Annotated in this window: 15 protein-coding genes; 8 read left to right on the top strand and 7 right to left on the bottom strand. The window is 34.7% G+C overall.

Features of this window, described 5'->3' with window-relative positions; all coding sequences use genetic code 11:
• Positions 1–31: 31 nt before the first annotated feature.
• Positions 32–1753, top strand: a complete 1722-nt coding sequence (locus E0Y80_RS16800; protein WP_156308839.1) for a hypothetical protein — start codon at positions 32–34, stop codon at positions 1751–1753.
• Positions 1754–1772: 19 nt separating this feature from the next.
• Here E0Y80_RS16800 and E0Y80_RS16805 read toward each other — a convergent pair whose 3' ends face one another.
• Both E0Y80_RS16805 and E0Y80_RS16810 read right to left on the bottom strand, forming a co-directional pair.
• Complete coding sequence (locus E0Y80_RS16805) at positions 1773–3728, bottom strand: glycoside hydrolase family 172 protein (protein WP_156308840.1); 1956 nt, start codon at positions 3726–3728, stop codon at positions 1773–1775.
• Positions 3729–3875: 147 nt separating this feature from the next.
• Positions 3876–5408 carry a glycoside hydrolase family 43 protein gene (locus tag E0Y80_RS16810; RefSeq protein WP_156308841.1) on the bottom strand — a complete coding sequence of 511 codons (1533 nt, stop codon included), beginning with the start codon at positions 5406–5408 and terminating at the stop codon, positions 3876–3878.
• Positions 5409–5684: 276 nt separating this feature from the next.
• On the opposite strand from E0Y80_RS16810, the gene E0Y80_RS16815 reads away from it, so the two are divergent.
• From E0Y80_RS16815 to E0Y80_RS16825, 3 genes are all read left to right on the top strand, one after another.
• Positions 5685–6248, top strand: coding sequence for a biliverdin-producing heme oxygenase (locus tag E0Y80_RS16815; protein WP_156308842.1), 564 nt, complete (start codon positions 5685–5687; stop codon positions 6246–6248).
• Between the two features lie 91 nt (positions 6249–6339).
• Positions 6340–6543: a YwbE family protein gene (locus E0Y80_RS16820; RefSeq protein WP_156308843.1), complete on the top strand. Its 204-nt coding sequence runs from the start codon at positions 6340–6342 to the stop codon at positions 6541–6543.
• A 122-nt stretch (positions 6544–6665) separates the two neighbouring features.
• Complete coding sequence (locus E0Y80_RS16825; protein ID WP_156308878.1) at positions 6666–7790, top strand: lipid II:glycine glycyltransferase FemX; 1125 nt, start codon at positions 6666–6668, stop codon at positions 7788–7790.
• 268 nt (positions 7791–8058) lie between these two features.
• Here E0Y80_RS16825 and E0Y80_RS16830 read toward each other — a convergent pair whose 3' ends face one another.
• Both E0Y80_RS16830 and E0Y80_RS16835 read right to left on the bottom strand, forming a co-directional pair.
• Positions 8059–8517, bottom strand: coding sequence for a DUF5675 family protein (locus E0Y80_RS16830; protein WP_156308844.1), 459 nt, complete (start codon positions 8515–8517; stop codon positions 8059–8061).
• Positions 8517–9152, bottom strand: a complete 636-nt coding sequence (locus tag E0Y80_RS16835) for a DUF6266 family protein (protein ID WP_156308845.1) — start codon at positions 9150–9152, stop codon at positions 8517–8519. Before E0Y80_RS16835 ends, E0Y80_RS16830 begins: the two co-directional genes overlap by 1 nt.
• A gap of 205 nt (positions 9153–9357) precedes the next feature.
• Between E0Y80_RS16835 and E0Y80_RS16840 the strand changes: the two genes are divergently transcribed.
• Complete coding sequence (locus E0Y80_RS16840) at positions 9358–11427, top strand: M48 family metalloprotease (RefSeq protein WP_156308846.1); 2070 nt, start codon at positions 9358–9360, stop codon at positions 11425–11427.
• A gap of 59 nt (positions 11428–11486) precedes the next feature.
• Here the strand turns inward: E0Y80_RS16840 and E0Y80_RS16845 are convergent, their stop codons facing one another.
• From E0Y80_RS16845 to E0Y80_RS16855, 3 genes are all read right to left on the bottom strand, one after another.
• A complete protein-coding gene (locus E0Y80_RS16845; protein WP_156308847.1) occupies positions 11487–12185 on the bottom strand; it encodes a hypothetical protein in 699 nt (232 codons plus the stop codon).
• A 149-nt stretch (positions 12186–12334) separates the two neighbouring features.
• Positions 12335–14023: a RagB/SusD family nutrient uptake outer membrane protein gene (locus tag E0Y80_RS16850; protein ID WP_156308848.1), complete on the bottom strand. Its 1689-nt coding sequence runs from the start codon at positions 14021–14023 to the stop codon at positions 12335–12337.
• An 11-nt stretch (positions 14024–14034) separates the two neighbouring features.
• On the bottom strand, positions 14035–16995 hold the full coding sequence (locus E0Y80_RS16855; RefSeq protein WP_156308849.1) for a SusC/RagA family TonB-linked outer membrane protein: 2961 nt from the start codon (positions 16993–16995) through the stop codon (positions 14035–14037).
• A gap of 409 nt (positions 16996–17404) precedes the next feature.
• Between E0Y80_RS16855 and prpB the strand changes: the two genes are divergently transcribed.
• Genes prpB through E0Y80_RS16870 form a run of 3 tightly spaced genes read left to right on the top strand, consistent with a single transcriptional unit; the run spans position 17405 to position 20908 of the window.
• Complete coding sequence (prpB, locus tag E0Y80_RS16860) at positions 17405–18283, top strand: methylisocitrate lyase (protein WP_156308850.1); 879 nt, start codon at positions 17405–17407, stop codon at positions 18281–18283.
• 1 nt (position 18284) lies between these two features.
• Complete coding sequence (gene prpC, locus E0Y80_RS16865; protein ID WP_156308851.1) at positions 18285–19442, top strand: bifunctional 2-methylcitrate synthase/citrate synthase; 1158 nt, start codon at positions 18285–18287, stop codon at positions 19440–19442.
• Between the two features lie 17 nt (positions 19443–19459).
• Entirely contained in the window at positions 19460–20908 is a 1449-nt protein-coding gene (locus E0Y80_RS16870; protein ID WP_156308852.1) for a bifunctional 2-methylcitrate dehydratase/aconitate hydratase, read from the top strand.
• The last annotated feature ends 52 nt before the right edge of the window (positions 20909–20960 follow it).

Below are 20960 nucleotides of genomic sequence, written 5' to 3' on the forward strand. Positions count from 1 at the left end.
ATTATCGTAAATTCCTTCTTTATATAAATCTATGAGAAATTTCACTGAATATCTTGTATTCCTCTTTTTTCTATTGACCTTTACTGCCTGTAATAAACCAAATGTAATTCCTGAAAATCCCCATGCATTAAAGAATAATAAAATTCATTTCTTTATAAAAGGGCTTGAAGATAATGTTGAGAGTAAAATGGTTGCAAATACCAAAACTATTAATACAAACTCCAAATCAACTGAAATTTCAAGTAAAATCATTGATTTAAAAGAATTGGACGCAATAATATCCATTTCTGAAATGAACACCTTATCCAATCATCATTATTCTAATGGGAAATTTGAACGTGAAAGTTATGCTATAAACAAATCCGAAAATAAAACAAAACAGGTTAATCCGCTAAATCATGGAAGTCACTACAGAATTGTCCTCTATAAAACAGATCAAACAGGAAACCCAATTGAATTAGTTGATCAACAAGAAGGAATAATTGGGAATAATGCCATAGCCCTCTCTGCGTTGAGAAATACAAATTATAGATGGTATGCATATACTTTCAATAACACTAACAGAATCAAGGAACTGAATGCTAATGAATCTAAAATTTTTGTACTACCATCAGGAAACAATGATTTAAACCGACAAGACTTTGCCTATGCAACGGGGCTAATTAAGACTTCTAATGAAATTGGAGGGACAAATTCAATAAATAATATAGTCATGTCCAGAAAATCTTCTAGAATTATCGTTGAAGTCAATTCAATAGGAATGTTTGCTGCTGTTGAATATGCCAGCCCAAAATTCAAGGATAAATCTGGTTTATATAAAGCAGAATTTAATATTAAAACGGCCTCTTTTGAAAATTACTCTCCTATTTCAAATACCGATCATGTATTTAACTCACATAATTCGGGTTATTCTGTTCCCGTAGGAATTGATTCTGTTCCTGAAGAGAACTGGAAAAGAAGATACACCTTCTATACCACATCTACAAAAAATGAAACACAACTTCAGGTTACTCTTGATACCCTTTGGATTATGAGTGAACGACTTCAAGAAAGAGGTGGACCAAAAGATTTTAGAAATAGAGAATTCCTAAATAAAACTTTTACAATCCCTAAGTTCTCCCCTGAACCTGGAAAAAGCTATTTTATCTCAATAAAACTAGTAGAATCCGCTATAACTATTGGAGGAACACAATGGGCAAGGTCAAATGTTTACAGAGTTTCCGATACTCCGCTATCTTCCGATAGATTCTGGAATTACAGATTTCGGTATGATAATCCAGTTTATGAATTGATGTCTGCAGTACCCAGTCAAACGGATTTCTTCCAAAATGATATCTATGTTTTAAATGGGAAAAATATTTACGAAAGAATTTACCCAGAAGGTGTATGGGACCTGCCTACCGTTTCCGATTTTGAACAATTAGATAATTTTAAAGACAAGGGTATCATTATCAAAAACAATGGCTGGAGTTTATGGATCACTCCCCCAATTCCTCCTATTGGAGCTCCATCCTATCCACATTCCTACTTAGTATTCGCTCCAAATGGCTATAAATTAAATCCTAATTCTGCTATCTTAGAATATTATCCCAACAACTCTAACTATCGTTCCACAAAAGGGTATTGGAGAACTAAGGCCCAATCCACATTTGCTCAAATCAATTTCTCCAGATCACAAGGGACCATGATTGAAATGCAAACCTATCCTTCAAGTCGAAATGCTTGTATACGTTGCATCAGAAAAAAAATATAGCAGCTATGGAAATCAATTATTACAAATCAGAAATTTTTTCCAAGAAAATTCTATCCAATTCAAATTCATTTCCTTTCTCTCCCTGCTTACGAATATGGAATGTAACCGAATTTGTTTGTTTACTAATTTTTATGGTTCCCATTTCAATTTTTTGATTCAATTTTTCTTCCGCTCCTTGGCTAGACTTCCAATCAGAAATCATTTTTTGTCTTTGCCAAATTGCAAATTCAGCTCCGTTATTTTTTTCAAAATAGGATATAGATAACTTATATACGCCTTCAGGAATATCATTCAGCATCACACGAACAATATGGTGTCCATCCGGCTGCATTCTCAAACCTCGATCATGTTTCACAACAGCTCCCCCACCTAAGGTAATATCCATTAATTGAGGAAAATACTCATGTTCCTTTGGCAAATAAACTTCCCTGAGCTCTTCTGTAGGTTCAGTCTTTGATTGCAGCGGTTCTGATCCATAATACATTGCAATTGATGTATAGTCTACCGGAAATTCATTTCCTTCTGGTCCATGCTCTATAACATGATTAATCTCCTCTTCAAATGGCATTTTATCCAACATAAAGAAACGATAGCCGCCGGTCCTGCCCATTGGTAAACTGTAATCTAACGATCCATGAATAGGTAAACTAATGCCTCTATCCCATCTATCTAGTAATGCATACCAACCCCCATTATAATAATCTTCTGACCCAGTTCCATGCATCCTTTGTTTTCCGTCAATGTGGGTTACATCGTCTCCCTCAAAAAACAAAGTCATCCCTGGCCGAAGCGCTTGAGCCAAATGAATAGTACCTATATAATGCCCTTTTCCTTTGGTTTTTAAAAATTCATAGTAATGTCCTTCTGCTGGTTTATTTCGATGCCATACGGAATAGAATTTCCCTTCCTTGGACTTATCCCTACTCTCCGTATTATAAAATACTTTGGCTTTTACCGATATCGCAGGCTGTAAAGACCCTTCCCTTTTTTTATAAATCAACTTCAATTCTGCAGATTCATCAAATGGCATAGGAATATAACTGTAATTCAAACTACCTTTACTTCCCATTAATAAACTCCGCATTGCCCTTTTTCCAAATGCATAACCAAAAAAATCTGCCAACGGAGCATAAATAGCTTCCGTTCCTTCAGAATCCCATGTCCCTGACAAAATAATATCCTTGTGCATTCCCTCAAAAGAGGATCCTCCATCCAATTCAATCCCTAAAATTCTACCTCCATTTGCTGCTTTAAAAAAACTTAATTCCTCCCCAGGATTTATAACAAAATTCTTCTCCTCAATTTCCAAACCTGTAGATTTCCCTTTTGAAAATAATGCTGAATTTGGATTTACATCCGTATATATTTTGGATACCTCCTCAATTTTTAGCTTTTCTTCCGGAGTAAAATTCCCAGTGTATGAATCCACATTCTTATGATTTAGTTTCCGATTTTGGATTTGAAGAAATAATATCTTCTCCCCTTCAAAAACAATCTTTAAAGATTTTTTATATAAAATCGGCATATAGGTAAAATAGCCTCCTACCTCATTCCCAGATATCCCCTTTACAAAAGGGAATACATTCCCTGAGAACAAATCTGAAAAACGCAATCTCAATCTTGCTTTCTTCTCTCCATCAAAATAAAATGAAACAGTATCATCTGTAGGTGTAGGAGTCCAAATTCTATTGACAACTCCCGGTCCTGAAAAATCAGCTATGACCAAATCTTTCCCCTCCTTTCTAATAAACGAATATGCCCCTCCAAACCCGTCATCATTCTTTCCCGTTCTATCATAACTTGAAATCTGTTCTAGATATTCCCCAGTTCGAAAATTTGGCAATAAATCTGCCCGAATTAAATTTTCCAATTCTGTTGTAAAACTATAGCTTGACTTTTGGGCAACCGCTCCTATAGAAAATATTAAACCGAAGAAAATGGTTAAAGCAATTGATAAAGGTTTTATTCTAATCATAAACTTGGATTTAGATTGGTGTTTTAAAAAAATTAAACGTTTAAGCTATCTCAATATAGCGAAAATTTCTGAAAATGAGCCCGAAATGATTTAATATCAAACGCTTGATAGAATCGTAATAATTATGCCTAATTATTATTGCAACAATTAATATTTTATTTCAAAAGTTTGAAAAACTGCCTTTTCCTGCTCTTCTCCTTTAACATGAATTCCTGGTCGTGGGCTCCTATCCCATGGTGCTAAGTTTTTTATGCTAAAAGAAACGTTGTCATAACCCGTAATCAATTTCCAATCAGTTGATCCAAATCTGTAATAAACCTTAACACTAAAATCTTCTTCAGTTTTTACCTTAAGTTCTATTTGAGATATTTTAGGAAGTTCGATCTTGTTTAAGATATTAAATTTACCTTCTTCTGCCTGCCAAATTTGAAGCTGATTATTTTGAACCCCAACCCCAATTCCTTTATTAACATCTCCATAAATTACAATTCCTTTTAAAGCATTTGGGGCGGATTTTACCAAATCAATTTTACTTATTATTTCATATTTCTTGCTTTCAGGTTTCCAAGTTAACACAGTTCCAATTTTATTGTCACCAATTAATTTCCCCGACAGAACCAATCCATTTTGATTGAGATCCCACTTTGGGTCTGAATATCTAAAATCCCATTGGGCAAAGACTCCAGATTTATTCATTTTTCTAAAATCAAAAGAGAATCCATTTCCTCGATTATTTGATTGGTTTGGAATAAATTCAAAAACTGGATCACCATGGTCAGACCACAGCAATTTTGCTATGAGTCCCTCCCTACCTGTATAAACGTGGTCTTTTTTGCTATACCCATGAAATAGATAATAATATTCTCCTTGTTTATCTTGAACGAAAGTTCCATGCCCCATACATTTCCAATCCTCATTATTTCCTAGTAAAACAGTCTCACCAACATCTTCGTAGGGACCGTGAAGTGACTTTGAGCGAACTGCCTGAACATGGTAATCACAACCTGGACCACAGCATGCCCCTGCTGAATAAAACATATAGTAATAACCATCCCTTTTTATAAAGCTCTGTCCTTCGATCCCAATTCTAGCCGTATCCAATAATAAACTAAATGGTTCTCCCTCCAACTGCAATCCATCATTTGACAACTTACTTCCTAAAAGTTCGATCGGTCGCTTATCCAACCCATAAGCTTTCCAAGTCATGTATAGATCCTCACCTTCCTGAATAACATAGGCATCTATAGACTCTGTACCATAGGCGACTACAATTCCTTTATCTACAAACTCTCTATCCGGATATTTAGAAACAGCAACTCCAATGCAGGAAACACCATCGCTTTTGCGCTTTGCCGAATAATACATATAGTATAACCCGTTGTGGTAAAAGTACTCCGGTGCCCAAAACGAAGATCCTACCCATTCTGGTGTCTCATTGAAAACAAACCCTTCTTGCTTCCATTCTCTTAAATCTTTTGATGAGAAAATTGGTAAATGGGGCGCCCATTCACTTGAAGTGCCAACAGCGTAATATTTTCCATTTGCGTATATGATAGACGGATCTGGATAATCTCCAGCGATACTTGCCTTAGACTGTGCTTGAGATAAATTGCCTATTGAGATCTGTATGAAAAACAGTAAAACGCCTAATACTCCTGTAAATGAAAGATTCTTTAACATAGGTTTTGGAATTGATTATTTGCAAATTAATAATTTAATTCAATATGTTATAGCTCAATAAACTCAAAAGCTAAATAGTTTAAGCATATTATATAACTCACAATACTCTCCAATTTACTGGTTCATCTATATTTGTAATCTCTTTATCAGATTCTATCATAAAATTAGTTTTAATGAATGTTTTTGATAATTTTTGATAATCAGTCCAAATTTTACAAACCTTTCTGTTAAATAAAATACAAAAGGTTTAAATATTAGCTCTTAAACACATCCATTATGTTTAGTAAAATCATTAAAGAAGAAACTAAAACTGCACATCAACAGGTTGAAGCCAAGATAGTAAGACAAATTAAAGCGATTAAAAATGAAGCTGAATATGCAGATCTGTTAAAAGGCTTTTATGCTTTTTTTTCTGCTGTTGAAGCGGAAACTGAACCTTATATCAGCACTGAAATATTACCAGATAAATTAAATAGAAGAAATTCAACTTTTATCAAAAAAGACATCGAAAGTTTAGGGTTTGAGATTGATAATTTGCCCCCAGCGAATGCCCCTAAACCCAATTCAGTTCTTGAAGCACTAAGCTCCATGTATGTATTAGAAGGATCAATAATGGGAGGACCTTATATAATTCAAATGCTAAAAAAGGCAGGCATTCAAAGAGGTTTCTCTTTTTTTGAAGGATATGCTGAACAAAGTCAAAATATGTGGAATGCATTCACTTCTGTACTAAATCAACACGCAAATAATCATTTAAATCATACAAATGCAATTGAAATAGCTAATAAAACCTTTTATAATTTTGCTGATGTATTTCATAATGAAAACATACATTTATAACCGCAAATACATCTTTCAAAGATTATCAACAGGCAAATACCAACCCTTTACAATTAAATTAGCGTAAATTCGTGTTTTCAAATTTAGACTTATGAGTGACCCTAATTCAAGAGCAAATATTAAAGCTGGAATCCTTGTCAATATTATCCTAAAAAAGGACCAAAGATCTGGAAATCTTACCGAAGGAATTGTTAAAGACATTCTTACCTCAGCACCATACCATAGCCGAGGCATTAAAGTTAGACTTACTGATGGTCAGATTGGTAGGGTAGCTGAGATTTTAGAAGAAGATTAATAGCATTCTAACAACAACGTGACATTGTAATTCGTTTAGTCCCTTTTAATTGGCTATGTTTGCCTCTTTTTAGCACAGACAATGGAAATAATTTCATCAAAGTCTGTGAAAGAGATACAATCATGATCGCAGATTTAGAAGACAAAAAGATTAAGGAAATTTTTAAAACTTCCATAATCCAGCAGACTGCTTATTGGTCTGAAGTAAAAAAATTACAAGGAATAGAGAGCGTTGCTTATAATTTTAAAGTTAAAAACGCCGATCTATTTCAAGATGTTTCAGATGAAACTTATTTGTTTGGTGATTTATTAATTATTATCCAGCATTTAGATGCTGAAAATTGTATTGCTTATGTACCTTATGGTCCAGAAGTAGAACCTGACCCTGAAAACCAAGGCTTCTTTCTTGAACAATTATCCGAAAGCTTGAGAAACTTCCTTCCTCCTACTTGCATCATGATTAGATTTGACCTTTCATGGGAATCTCTGTGGGCTAAGGAAGATGACTGTTATGATATTCATGGAAATTGGATTGGCGTGCCAGAGAAAAGAATACAAGAATTAAGACTTAATTTCAATACCGAAAATTGGAATTTAAAAAAAGCAAACACGGATATTCTTCCCTCCAATACTATTTTTATAGACCTTAAAAATAATGAGGATGAAATATTAGCCAATATGAAATCCAAAACAAGATATAATGTCAACCTTTCTCAAAGAAAAGGGGTTCAAATTAAATCATTAGGTATTGATAATCTAGAAATTTGGTATGAACTATACCGTCAAACTGCTCAAAGAAATAATTTCTTTTTACATGACATTAACTATTTCAAAGTAATATTAAGTGCAAGAGCGAATGACACCCAGTCTCCTGCAGATGTTTTTCTTTTAGTTGCTGAAGTAGATGCACAACCCTTAGCAGCTATGTTTTTAGTTTTAGCAGGAAATAGAGGAACATACTTATACGGTGCTTCAGCAACTGAAAACAGAAACTATATGGCAACCTATGCTTTACAATGGAATGCTATGAAAATTGCTAAAGAAAAAGGCTGTACTGAATATGATTTCTTTGGTATATCTCCAAATGCAGAAGAATCACACCCTTTATATGGTCTCTACAGATTTAAAACGGGCTTTGGTGGTGAAATTTTCCATAGAATGGGATGCTGGGATTACCCACTGGATAAAGAAAAATACAATTACTATGCTTCCATGGAATTCCAAAATCAAAGTTATCACTTAAATTAAAAAAATAAAGGGGCACTCTTACGAATGCCCCTTCTACTAAGATAATCTACTATCCCAAACCAAATTTATTAATCTGCGGACCTTTGCCATTCTTCTTATTCATTTCAATCCATTGCTTTATAATTTCAATTACAAACCCTAGATTTCTAATTAATAAAATAACTTTTACCGGTAATTTCCCCGGTGAGGACCTTAATAAAGTCAAAAGTTGAGATATAGAATTCAAAAGACTTTTCATTTTAATTTTAGATTTTGCTCCTCAGATTTATTAACTAACAAATCTTTTTAAGCGATTAACAATTTTAATTTTAGGGTTACCAGACAATAATTTTTTCATTATTACTGGATACCAGAGTTTATAGGCCATTGCGGATTGTAGAACCATAAAATCATTATCCTCCTTTTTGAAGTAACTTCCCATTAACGGACATCCATTTGTATCACTATGAAAGTTTCCAATATGAAAAAAGACTAATGAGAAGTTTGGAATTTTACTGATCTCTATCATTCCCATATGTCTTTTCCCAAATTTAGGAGCATACTTTTGATTCATTCCGGCACTCAGATTCACCTTTAAAGGATAAACTCCCTCCGGAATACAGGTTTTGCCAAAAATCTTCTTGTTTCTGATACGATCTTCAAGGACATAACACGCAAACAAACCATCGATATATAAATGCGATAAAGTACTATTTGCACCTTCATAAACGCGAATTAACTCGATCATTACAATACAAATTCTCCAAGGAAAATACTATCTGAGAACTTTACATTCGGTTCGTCAGAATTAAATAACCAGACCACAACCTTTTCTCCTTTTTTATAGGTGTCCAAATTAATCGACCCTTTAAGAAGGTTATAAGTACCAATTTTAATCAAACTGAAATTCCTATTCTTTTCCGAAAAAATAATCCCGAAAACATTCAAGGCTTTCGTCTCACCTAGTAATCCTTCGTTTGATTTCCATGTTAAATCAAGCGTTTTCTCAGTTTTAACATAATTTAGGTCAGGCAATTGAGTTAATGAACCTTTACTAATCGTTATTTTGGAATAATCAAGAATCAAATTCGGGTATTCTCCCTTTACAGCTTCCCTTAATATTTCACTTGAAATAAGATTTGTCGAAGTAAGCTGTTTTAAACTCCTGTCATTATAACTTTTTAATAAAAATTCACGAAGAGGCTTGATAAATGCTATTACTAGCGAAAACTTAGCTCTCTGAATTATTTGTTTTTCCGTAGAGGCGCGCTTTACCCGTTTTGGTAAAGATCTAATTACGTTAATTCCTCTCCAACTTGATCCTACAATTTCTCCAACTTTCCCATGAAAGCCTCCTAAAATACCTTTTGAAATAATTGCCATTTTTTTAAATTTTTAAAGTTTAACCATCGATTGCATGCAATGCCATTTGTGATATCGAAGGCCAAACTAATAGGTGTAATCCCAAAACCGAAATAAGGAAACGATATAATACAAGTTGATATTCTTTGAAATAAATTGACAATATTAAACACACATTTTTCTATTGAATTAATTTTTTATATTCGTTTATAAATCCGAATCAATTATGAATGTTCAAGTAACAAGTAGTTTTCAAAAACACGTAAGAAAAACTCTTTTTTCAATCTTTATTTTTATCCTCGTTTATTTAATCCTTTTATTATCTACCATAGCGTTAGCTGGAATATGTACCTATATAGGAATATGGGCAATTATCAATTATCCAAATGTTCTTACTATTGGTTTAGGATTAGGATTAATTGCATCTGCATTAACTATTCTGTATTTTATGATCAAATTTATTTTTGCATCATCCAAAAATGATACAAGTGACTTAATTGAAGTAAAAAAAGAAGATCAACCTGAATTATTCAGTATGATTGATGAACTTGTAAAAGAGGTGAAAACAGACTTTCCAAAAAAGGTATTTCTATCCCATAATGTTAATGCATCCGTGTTTTATAATTCAAGTTTTTGGAGTATGTTTTTTCCAATTCGAAAAAATCTTCAAATTGGTATTGGATTAATTAACTCATTGACAAAGCAAGAGCTTAAAGCAATTCTTGCTCATGAATTTGGTCACTTTTCCCAGCGAAGCATGAAAGTTGGAAGTTACGTCTATAATGTCAACTCTGTAATTTACAACATGTTATATAACAACGAATCCTTGACAAAAATTCAAAATACCCTAAGTGGTCTTAGCGGGTACATGGCCTTAACCTTAGGACTATCATCTATCTCTATTAATGGAATTCAAAAGATCCTTCAAAAACTATATGACTATGTTAACATTAATTATATGGCTCTCTCAAGAGAAATGGAATTCCATGCAGATGAAATATCTGCAAATGTTGCAGGTTCAAAAGCATTGGCTGATGGTCTTCTAAGACTAAACTTTGCAAATTATGCAATGGACAGGGCAATATTTTTCTACGAAAGAAAATCTGCAGAAAATTTCTTGCCTTTGGATATTTATCAAAACCAACATGCTGTTAGTCTTTTTTTAGCTGAAAAAAATAAATATAATTTGATTAATGGTTTCCCAAATGTCTCCATTGATGATGGAACAAAATATAATAAATCCAAACTCGTGATTGAAAATCAATGGGCATCCCACCCATCAACTGAAGACCGTGTTAAAGCAATTAACAAATTAAATATTCATATCGAGGATCCCGAAATCAGTCCTGCAATCGAAATTCTACGTAATAAAGAAGAACTATTCAACAAAGTCCAAAATTTTATTTTTGGTCCTTTAAAACATAATGGAGAAATTATTGAACTTGATTCACAGCAATCCTTGAAACATTTTGAAATTGACTTTAACAATAACGAGTTTGATGAAATCTATAACGATTTTTACATGTATAATAATCCTGTTATTTCTGATTTTGATAAGATAGATTTTAATCCACAGTATATCGATATCAACGAATTATTTTCTGACAGAAATTCGGAATTGAGTTTGGAAATCAATTCCCTATTAAATGATAAACAGGTGTTAGAAAATATAATGAATAGATCAATCAAATTAAAAACATTTGATTATGATGGCGTTAAATATAAGGCTAATGAAGCAGGAAATATCCTAAACATTGTAAATAATGAACTAAATGATAAAAAAGCTCAAATTAACCAACTGAACATTAAGATATATGAATCTTTTTTTCATATGTCCAAATTTTCAAACAAAGAAATCGATCTACATAATTCTTATCATGAAATGAAAGAATTAGATAACAATTTTGATGAAAAAATTGAATTCTATGTAGACCTCACTAATAGTTATGCTTTTATTTATCATCAGTTAGAATATGCAGATATAGTTATTAATTTAAGTAATAATAAGCCTAAAGAGAAAAGGCTTAAAGCTGAAATAGCTGATCTTTTAAAAAATGATATCTTAAGAAATGAACAGCATCCTGAGACCCTTCAAATGCTAAATGATTTTGTTGAAAAAGATTTAATCTATTTCTATGCAACTGCATATAATGACGAAAATCTAACCCTACTTTTTAATGCCATACATCTCTTCTACGACCTCACGAATAGAGCTTATTTTATTCAGAAAAAACTGTTATTAGATCTCCAAAAAAAGATCTATTTAGAATTTATAAATAATAAGAGCGGGAATTAATCCCGCTCTATTTTGATCAATACTTATAGTACAAATTAATCCAATCCATCTAAGATTATTTAATACGAACTAATCTGCTGTCCTAAAGTAGTTGATGTAGTTTTAGTATTTTTATTTATGCGAAAACGCTGAGCTTTCGATTCTACTTCACCCATTCTTTCGCTGATAAAATCAGAATCAAAAGCTACTCTTGCCTGACCTTCTTTGATCATCCATGCATCACCATGTGAAGCATCCACCATAATAATTCCAGTCTGCACATTCTTCAAATGATCTCCTTCTAAACTCCCTGAAATCAATAAGGCTGAAATTCCATATGCTTCTCCACGATTCGACTTAACTTTTCCATAAATTGTAAAGTCATTACCACTTCCAGAAATTGCCGTGGAAATGCTTGTATCCCGAAGATTGATAAAATTCTCACCTAGTAATTTAATACTAAAATCCTTATCGTTTTGTCCGAATAAACTTACAACCGCATCTGAGAAAACATGTCCGATCGGATCATTAGGAATATTACTCTTACTTAATTTATGGGGTTTAACAGAGAATTTACCATTAATTGTAGGTGGTTTAATGCCTTTATTGATTTTGAAATCTAATTTTGCTAATGAATCTAAATATTGTTGGGGTATTATATCTTCTATACGTTCCGTCTGAATCTTCTCATCTTCTATTTCATTCCCCTCCTTATCACAGGAAATTAGAAAAAAGGAGGTTGCTATCGTTGCTGCAAGTATTCCAAAACTTTTTTTCATATGTATCGATTTTTTCATCCTTCGAAAATAACAACAATTAATAGCTCTTAAATTACCCGAATTAAAGGGTTTTATATACCTGTAATTGGGTAACTAACAAAAAAAAGAGTGGCCAAATGACCACTCTAATTTTCAATTTTCCTTAGGTATTATTCATACCCCGGATTTTGCTTTAAATTATTATTCCCAGCGATCGCTTCATTGGGAACAGGAAATCTGTTTAAATGTGCAGAGCTACTTGCTGCATGATCCCACCATTTTTCTGTAGTGAATGCTTTCCAACGTACTAAATCAGTCCTTCTCCTTCCTTCACCAATAAACTCAATACTCCACTCATCAAGTAGCCTATATTTATCTAAATTTGCTGTTGTTAAAGGGTTTGGATCCTTCCCTCCATCAAAGTTACGCTTGCGAACCTGATTAATCAGATTTGAAGCCTCTGCCAAATTACCTGACCTAAAATTACACTCTGCTAAAATGTAATATATTTCCGCTAACCGTATGATTGGCATATCCCCACCCCATCTCAATGTATTATCATTCAGATTTGGAATAGGAACCTTTACTAAACGAATTCCTGTATTTTCTTCTCCTTCCGACATTTTTGACGGCAATTGGCTAATACTTGAATATTTCTTCCCTGCTCCTACCTCTGTAAATCTTGCAACCTGATCAACAAAGTTCAAAGGCTTATCCTTGTACTCTTCACCTCCAACTATTGCTTTCCCATCAGGTGTAAGGTGAGGTCCTATAATAAACATTCCTTCGTAATTACCACTTCCTAAATATTTATAAGGTTTTTTCCTTAAATCTCCAGTCGACAATTTTTCATATGGTGATCCCAATTTAAAATCGGTACTATATAAACTACCGTCTGGCTTACGGGATGGTGTTAAGTGTGCACCATTATTCGCTCCCATATCTTGATTGAAATATTGACGTGTATTATAATGATAGAAATCAGCATAGAACCAGTTATATTCCAATTTTTTGAATTCAGATGGCATTGACCATATTAATTCTGGCGATTTATCATTCACAAAATTATGTGGCCCGTTCCACTTACTATCCAATGCGTATGTTCCATATTGATTATTAATAATTGCCTGTGCTAAGGTTTTAGCCTCATTATACATCGGTTTATTAATATAAGATTCAGCATTAAAATACAATTGAGCCAACATTGCTGCAACAGCACCTTTTGTAATTGCTCCATCCTCCGCCTTGCCTGCGGCTTTTGCAGGTATGTTCTCTAGCGCAGCTTTCAATAACTTCTCTATATGATTAAACAACTCAACATCGGTGTTTCTAGGCAATGCTTCCTGATCTAACGATTCAAATACTGGCATCCCTCCAAAGAAGTCCAATCCCCTTAAGTAAAAATATGCAATCAAAGCATCTAATTGAGCTAAGTGAGAAGCCTTAGTCTCATCTGTCAATGCAAACTTTGAATAATCTAATTTTTCCAAATCACTTTTTGCATCTAATGCTAAAGCAACCCCCATAAGGGTTCCTCTCCAACTTCCCCAAATCCATCCGTCATCGGGTGTCCAGCGGTGATAGTGGAACCGCTCATTTTCACCTCCATTATACCAGTGCCTACCTTTTGTGGTAATAGCAAAATTATCAGCCGTATATTCTTGTAGTCTCCAGCGATCTTCTCCAACATACCATTTAGCATGCGTAAATGGACGAAATAATGCCGCCTGAATATCTTTCTCACTCTTAAAAAATGTCTCCGGAGTTACTGAACTGTAAAACTCTTGATCTAGTTTCGTACAACTATTTGTTGTCAACAATCCTAGACCTGCACATAGAAATATGATATATTTTTTCATGGTCGTATTCATTAAAAATTAAGTTGTAAACCAAACATAAATGTTCTCGTTTTTGGATAAACATTACGTTCCTCAAATCCAGGCTCTAAACCGTTTATATTTACTTCCGGATCTAATCCACTATACTTTGTAAATACAAATAGGTCCCTTCCTGTTGCATAAACCCTTAAACTCTTAAATGGCTTAATCATTTCGCGATTAAAGGTGTATCCTATATTAATCGCATCAACCTTTAAAAATGAACCTTTCTCTAACCAATAGTCTGATAGCTCCTTCTCTCCTACTATATTCTTGTGATCTTCATAAGCCTCATCTAATACATTCTGTCCTTTCACATTAGGTAAGCTATAATACATATTGATCATATTAAAAACATCATGACCAATCCAACTTCTCATATAAATATTTGCATCCCAGTTTTTATAGGTAAACTCATTGTTCCATGACAATTGTAGGGTTGGAATTGCCTGTCCAACAAATTTTTTGTCTCCTACTGTTTTATTTTTATCTCGAACATCGAATATATTCCCGTCCTTATCATATAACTGCCAATATCCATCATCTGTAAATCCTGCAAATTGCCATAAGAAGAATCTTCCAATTTCTTCACCCGGGTATAAACGTACTGCAGAGCCTGGAGAACCTGGTGCCGGAAATCCTTTACGGTCTGAGAATGTTTGACTTCCCCATAATGAATTCAATTTACTTTTGTTATGTGATGCTACTATGGAAGTAGTATAGCTAAAGTTATCCTGTTGAACTGCTTTATAATTCAACTCAAATTCATAACCCGTATTTTGCATACTTCCCACATTCATAGTCGTCTTATCATGGATTGCCGGTGGCTGAGAAACTGATATATCATAAATTAAATCATCAATAACACGTTTATAAAAATCAACGCGACCGCCTAATTTATTATTCAAAATTGTGAAGTCCATACCTACGTTATACTCTTTTTTCACTTCCCATTTAATCCCTGGATTCTGGTTGTGTCTAACACCATAGGTACGGAACCATTGCCCATTTTGAAGGAACCATGTATCGGCAGAATACATCCGTGTTGAAACTTCTGCTCCAAAACCCTCATTCCCTGTTTCACCATATCCAGCCCTAAATTTCAAGTCATTAATAAAAGTAACATCCTTCATAAATGGCTCCTGTGACATTCTCCATCCAACCGAAACTCCTGGAAAAAATCCCCAACGATTTTCTGGAGCAAATTTTGATGACCCCTCATATCGTGCAGTAGCTGTTACGATATATCTATCTAAATAAGAATAGTTTACACGTCCAAAAAATGCAGCCAATTTAACCCATGGATTTTTCCATGAACCTAAGCCCGAACGGCCATCTGGTAGAAAACTTCCCGTCCCCATATCATTTTCTTTTATCCCATCTACAGGAAAGTCCGAGTTATTCCCACTGAATCCCTGTCCGTTGAAATCTTGATAACTATAGCCTCCTACTGCATTTACAGAATGGTCTTCCCAACGCTTATTATAATTTACCGTCCACTCAAATACACGATCTAAATTGCGTCTCATATCTTGACTTGCGTATCCGTCAATTCCATCTTGACGTGATAGCCTATGTTGTGCCGATCGATAGAATGATCCATGCTCCGAATTGCTCTTGATTCCTACAGTCGCACTTGTACTTAAATGCTCAGTAAGATTTAGTTTCAAAGTTGAATTCGCCAATAAATAACGATATTGTCTCCGATCATCACGTAGCATTACTTCCGCAACAGGATTCCAATAATCATAGCCTCCCGTCAAAACATTATAACCAGTAATATCATCAGCATTATATGGAGTTTCTGTCGGATTAAGTACCATAGCCATATTAAAAATGTCATTATTGGTAAAATCTGCATCTACTTGATTATAACTTGCATTGGTTGATAATTCAGCAAATCCATCAAAAAATCTGAAATTTGTATTGATTCGGCCCCCAATTTCTCCTCGTTTTGACCCTAAAGCAATACCTTTAGCATCTCGTTTGACAAAAGTGGCATATACATTCGCATCTTCAGAACCGCCACTTACATTTATAACTTGACGGTGACTAAATGGATTCTTGTTGGTCACTTCATCATACCAATCTGTTCTGTAGCCCAAGTCATCACCTAGACCAACTTCTACAAATTTTTCCGCTGAAAGGACCTGAGGTCGTTTCCGAACAGTTTCCATAAAATATTCCGAGGTAAAATTAACAGAAGGTTTTCCAATTTGAGGCCGTTTAGTAGTAATTAAAATTACCCCTCCTGAGGCACGGGTACCATAAATGGCAGCAGCAGACGCATCTCTTAATACGTTGATTGACTCAATATCTTCTTTTGCTACTGAATTGACATCTCCCCCAGGTACTCCGTCAATTACAACCAAAGGACCTTGTGATGCGTTAACGGAGTTTACTCCACGCAGCTGTAAGCTTACTCCGGCATTGGGATCTGTACCATTATTAGAAGATACGTTTAATCCTGCAACTTTTCCTTGCATAGCCAAAATTGGGGAAACGGTTCCAGGAACAAAATCCTTAGGCTTGATCGTTGTTACTGCACTCGTCAATTCCTTCTTGTCCAAGGATCCATATCCCACAACTACGACTTCATCCAGTCCTTGGGGATCTTCTTCCAAGGTAATTGAAACTGTACTTCCAGTAACGGGAACCTCCTTGTTGAGATAACCAATCATCGTAATCGTCAAGGTCGCACCATTAGGTACTTCAGACAATTCAAAATTTCCGTTTACATCTGTTTGAGTTCTGTTTTGTGTTCCTTTAACACTTACTGTAGCTCCAGAAAGTATTTCTCCTTTAGCATCTTTGATCGTTCCTGTGATCTTTTGTTGGTAAGCAGAATAAACTGCAACCTTCGCAAATAACGGTGAAATTGGAACCATACTGAGGGATCCGCTGAACAATAAAATCTTGGTCAACGTCCTAAAATAACTAGTCTGTTTTTTCATCAGTTAGATAGGTTTAGTTAGAATTATAGGTTTATTTAACCCAATAATAAAAAAAAATTAAGTGTTAACAAATTTTGAATGAAATTAAAGTTTTATATAACTACTAATTCATTATATGTTAAACCATCTATTTTATTGTTTTTCATTTCCTTATAATACTATTTATTATATTTAATTTTGTTTATGACAGATTTTCTTTCACCCCATAAAACCAATAAAACTCCTCGTTTTGAAGAGTCCCAAGGCTTTTATACAAGTATCTTTTTCAGTCAATATCTTATTCAACATTTCCAGGTTTAAAAATTCAATAAAACCATAAATTTTCCTACCTTTAAAAGAGAGGCAAAGGGGAAAATCCCTACCCCATTCTGTCCTTATAAAAGCATTATAAACATAAAACCCTTTTCATATGAAGGATTCTCCAGGTAGAAAATTACGGTCGGCACTTCAATCTGAATCTCCATTACAAATTGTTGGAGCTATTAATGCAAATCATGCATTATTAGCTGAACAGTCTGGTTTTAAAGCCATCTACCTTTCCGGAGGTGGTGTAGCAGCTGGGTCATTGGGAATTCCAGACCTTGGAATAACTACTCTTGATGATGTATTGATTGATGTTGGACGAATTACCAATGTTTGTTCATTACCGCTTCTTGTAGATATTGACACCGGATTCGGGCCCTCTGCTTTCAATATTGCAAGAACAATCAAATCTTTGGAAAAAGCTGGTGCTGCTGGAATACACATGGAAGATCAGGTAGGCGCAAAACGCTGTGGCCATCGACCAGGTAAGGAACTTGTTTCAATAGACGAAATGGTTGACAGGATAAAAGCTGCTGTCAATGCAAGAGTTGATACTGATTTTCTAATTGGAGCTAGAACCGATGCAATTGCAAGTGAAGGTCTTGATAAAGCCTTAGAAAGAGCAGTCGCCTACCAAATTGCCGGGGCTGATTTTATTTTTGCTGAAGCCGTTACCCACATAGAAGATTATACAAGGTTTGCTGAAGCTACTGGCCTTCCTATCCTAGCGAATATCACGGAATTTGGGAAAACAGACTTATACTCAGTAGATCAATTAAGATCAGCTCGCGTTTCAATTGTTCTTTATCCATTATCTGCATTTAGAGCCGCAAATAAAGCCGCACTCAATGTGTATCAACATATTCGAAATGACGGTACTCAAGCGAATGTCATAGATACAATGCAGACTCGGGAAGAGCTTTATAAAAGCATTGATTATTACCGTTATGAAGATGAATTAGACCAACTATTCAAAAACAAATGATATGAAAGAAGCTAATGAATCAGGTTTTAAACCAAAAAAAAGTGTAGCACTCTCCGGTGTACCAGCAGGAAATACCAGCTTATGCACAGTGGGCAAAAGCGGTAATGACCTTCATTATAGAGGCTATGACATTTTGGACCTTGCTGAAAAAGCAACCTTTGAAGAAGTTGCTTATCTGCTTATCCATGGAAATTTACCTACAGAAAGCCAACTTAAAAATTATCAAAAGAAACTTATCGCCGATCGCGGAATTCCATCCGTATTGAAAGAGGTCTTAAAGCTAATTCCTGAATTCGCACACCCAATGGATGTGCTGAGAACCTCTGTCTCTGTCTTTGGAACCCTTGAACCTGAACCTCTAAATCATGATATTGAAGTTACTAGAAATATTATTGATAGACTAATGGCAAGCATGGGATCCTCCCTATTATATTGGTACCATTATAGTCACAACCAAAAAGAGATCTCTGTTGAAACCAAAGACCCTACCTTAGGTGGTCAGTTTCTTCATCTATTACATGGAAAAGAACCCTCCCAATCCTGGGTCCATGCCATGCAAGTGTCTTTAAACCTTTATGCTGAACATGAATTTAATGCCTCTACATTTACAGCACGTGTTATCGCAGGTACTGCTTCTGATGTATATTCATCCGTTGCTGGAGCAATTGGTGCATTGCGCGGACCAAAACATGGCGGTGCAAATGAAGTCGCCTACGAAATTCAAGAACGTTATAAGAATGCAGATGAGGCTGAAGCTGATATTAAAAAAAGATTGGCAAATAAAGAAGTAATCATTGGTTTTGGCCATCCTGTCTATACTGTAGCAGATCCAAGAAATCAAGTAATCAAAAAAATAGCAAAAAAACTCTCCGAGGAAGCCGGTGATATGAGGTTATTTGATATTGCTGAACGAATCGAAACCGTAATGTGGAATGAAAAACGGATGTTTCCTAACTTAGACTGGTTCTCTGCCGTTGCTTATCATATCATGGGAATTCCTACAGCTATGTTTACTCCATTGTTCGTAATGTCACGAATATCAGGTTGGGGGGCACATATCATCGAGCAAAGGGAAGATGGTAAAATCATTCGACCTAGCGCACATTATATCGGACCTGAAAACCGAGAATTTATACCTTTAAAAGATCGTAAAAATTAAATTATTTATATATTAAAATGTCTTCACATATTTCGAATAACAGACCTAATCCGGATCAAGTACTTATCGATATAGCAGATTATATCCTTGGATATGAAATAAAAAGCGAATTAGCTTTAAAAACTGCTCACTATTGTTTTTTAGATACAATTGGTTGTGGGTTTGAAGCTTTAACCTATCCTGCTTGCACAAAATTATTAGGACCTATTGTTCCAGGTACTCAAGTACCAAATGGCGCGAAAGTCCCAGGTACTTCCTATCAATTGGATCCCATCCAAGCTGCTTTCAATATTGGAGCAATGGTAAGGTGGTTGGATTTTAATGACACCTGGTTGGCAGCTGAATGGGGCCATCCTTCTGATAATTTAGGCGGAATTTTAGCGGTTTCTGATTGGATCTCTAGAAACCGTGTTTCTGAAGGTAAAGAACCTCTTTTAATGATTGAAGTCCTACAAGCAATGGTTATGGCCCATGAAGTTCAAGGAGTTCTAGCTTTAGAAAATTCATTTAATAAAGTAGGTCTAGACCATGTAATCCTAGTTAAAGTTGCTTCTACTGCCGTAGTAGGTAAACTTCTTGGATTAAATAAAGAAGAATTAATCAATGCAATTTCATTGGCCTTTGTCGATGGTCAATCCTTAAGAACTTATAGACATGCCCCAAATACGGGTAGCCGAAAATCATGGGCTGCTGGCGATGCTACTTCTAGAGCAGTTAGATTAGCATTGATTGCCCAAAAAGGTGAAATGGGATATCCTTCCGTATTAACTGCCCCCGTATGGGGTTTCTATGATGTTTCATTCAAAGGAAACCAATTTAAATTTCAAAGACCTTATGGAACTTATGTCATGGAAAATGTATTATTCAAAATTTCTTTCCCAGCAGAATTCCATTCCCAAACAGCTGTTGAAGCTGCAATGACCCTATATCAAAAATTAAAAGAATTAGGAAAGTCTTCAGAAGATATAAAATCAATTAAGATTCGTACTCATGAAGCTGCAATTCGAATTATTGACAAAAAAGGTCCATTACATAATCCTGCCGATCGGGACCATGCTATTCAATATATGGTCGCAGTACCCTTGATCTTTGGACGCCTAACCGCAGCAGATTATGAAGATAATATTGCTTCCGATCCAAGAATTGATAAGCTAAGAGAAAAAATAACCTGCTTTGAAGACCCTCAATTTACAGTGGATTATCATGACCCTGAAAAACGATCTATTGCAAATGCATTAACAGTAGAACTCAATGATGGCAGTATTTTAAATGAGGTAATTGTGGAGTATCCGATTGGTCATCGAACAAGAAGAGAAGAAGGGATCCCCAAATTAATTGAAAAGTATAAAATCAATCTTGCAAGGGTGTTTGCTGAAAAACAGCAAAAGAATATCCTTCAAAAAACTTTGGATTATGATACTATCATTCAAATCCCAGTACATGAACTTGTGGACGAAATGGTATAATTAAAAAAAGGAAATCATTCTGTAATGCCGAGAAATTTTTTATTTTTCCAAA

Source organism: Sphingobacterium endophyticum, from assembly GCF_009733535.1.
Taxonomy (GTDB): domain Bacteria; phylum Bacteroidota; class Bacteroidia; order Sphingobacteriales; family Sphingobacteriaceae; genus Sphingobacterium; species Sphingobacterium endophyticum.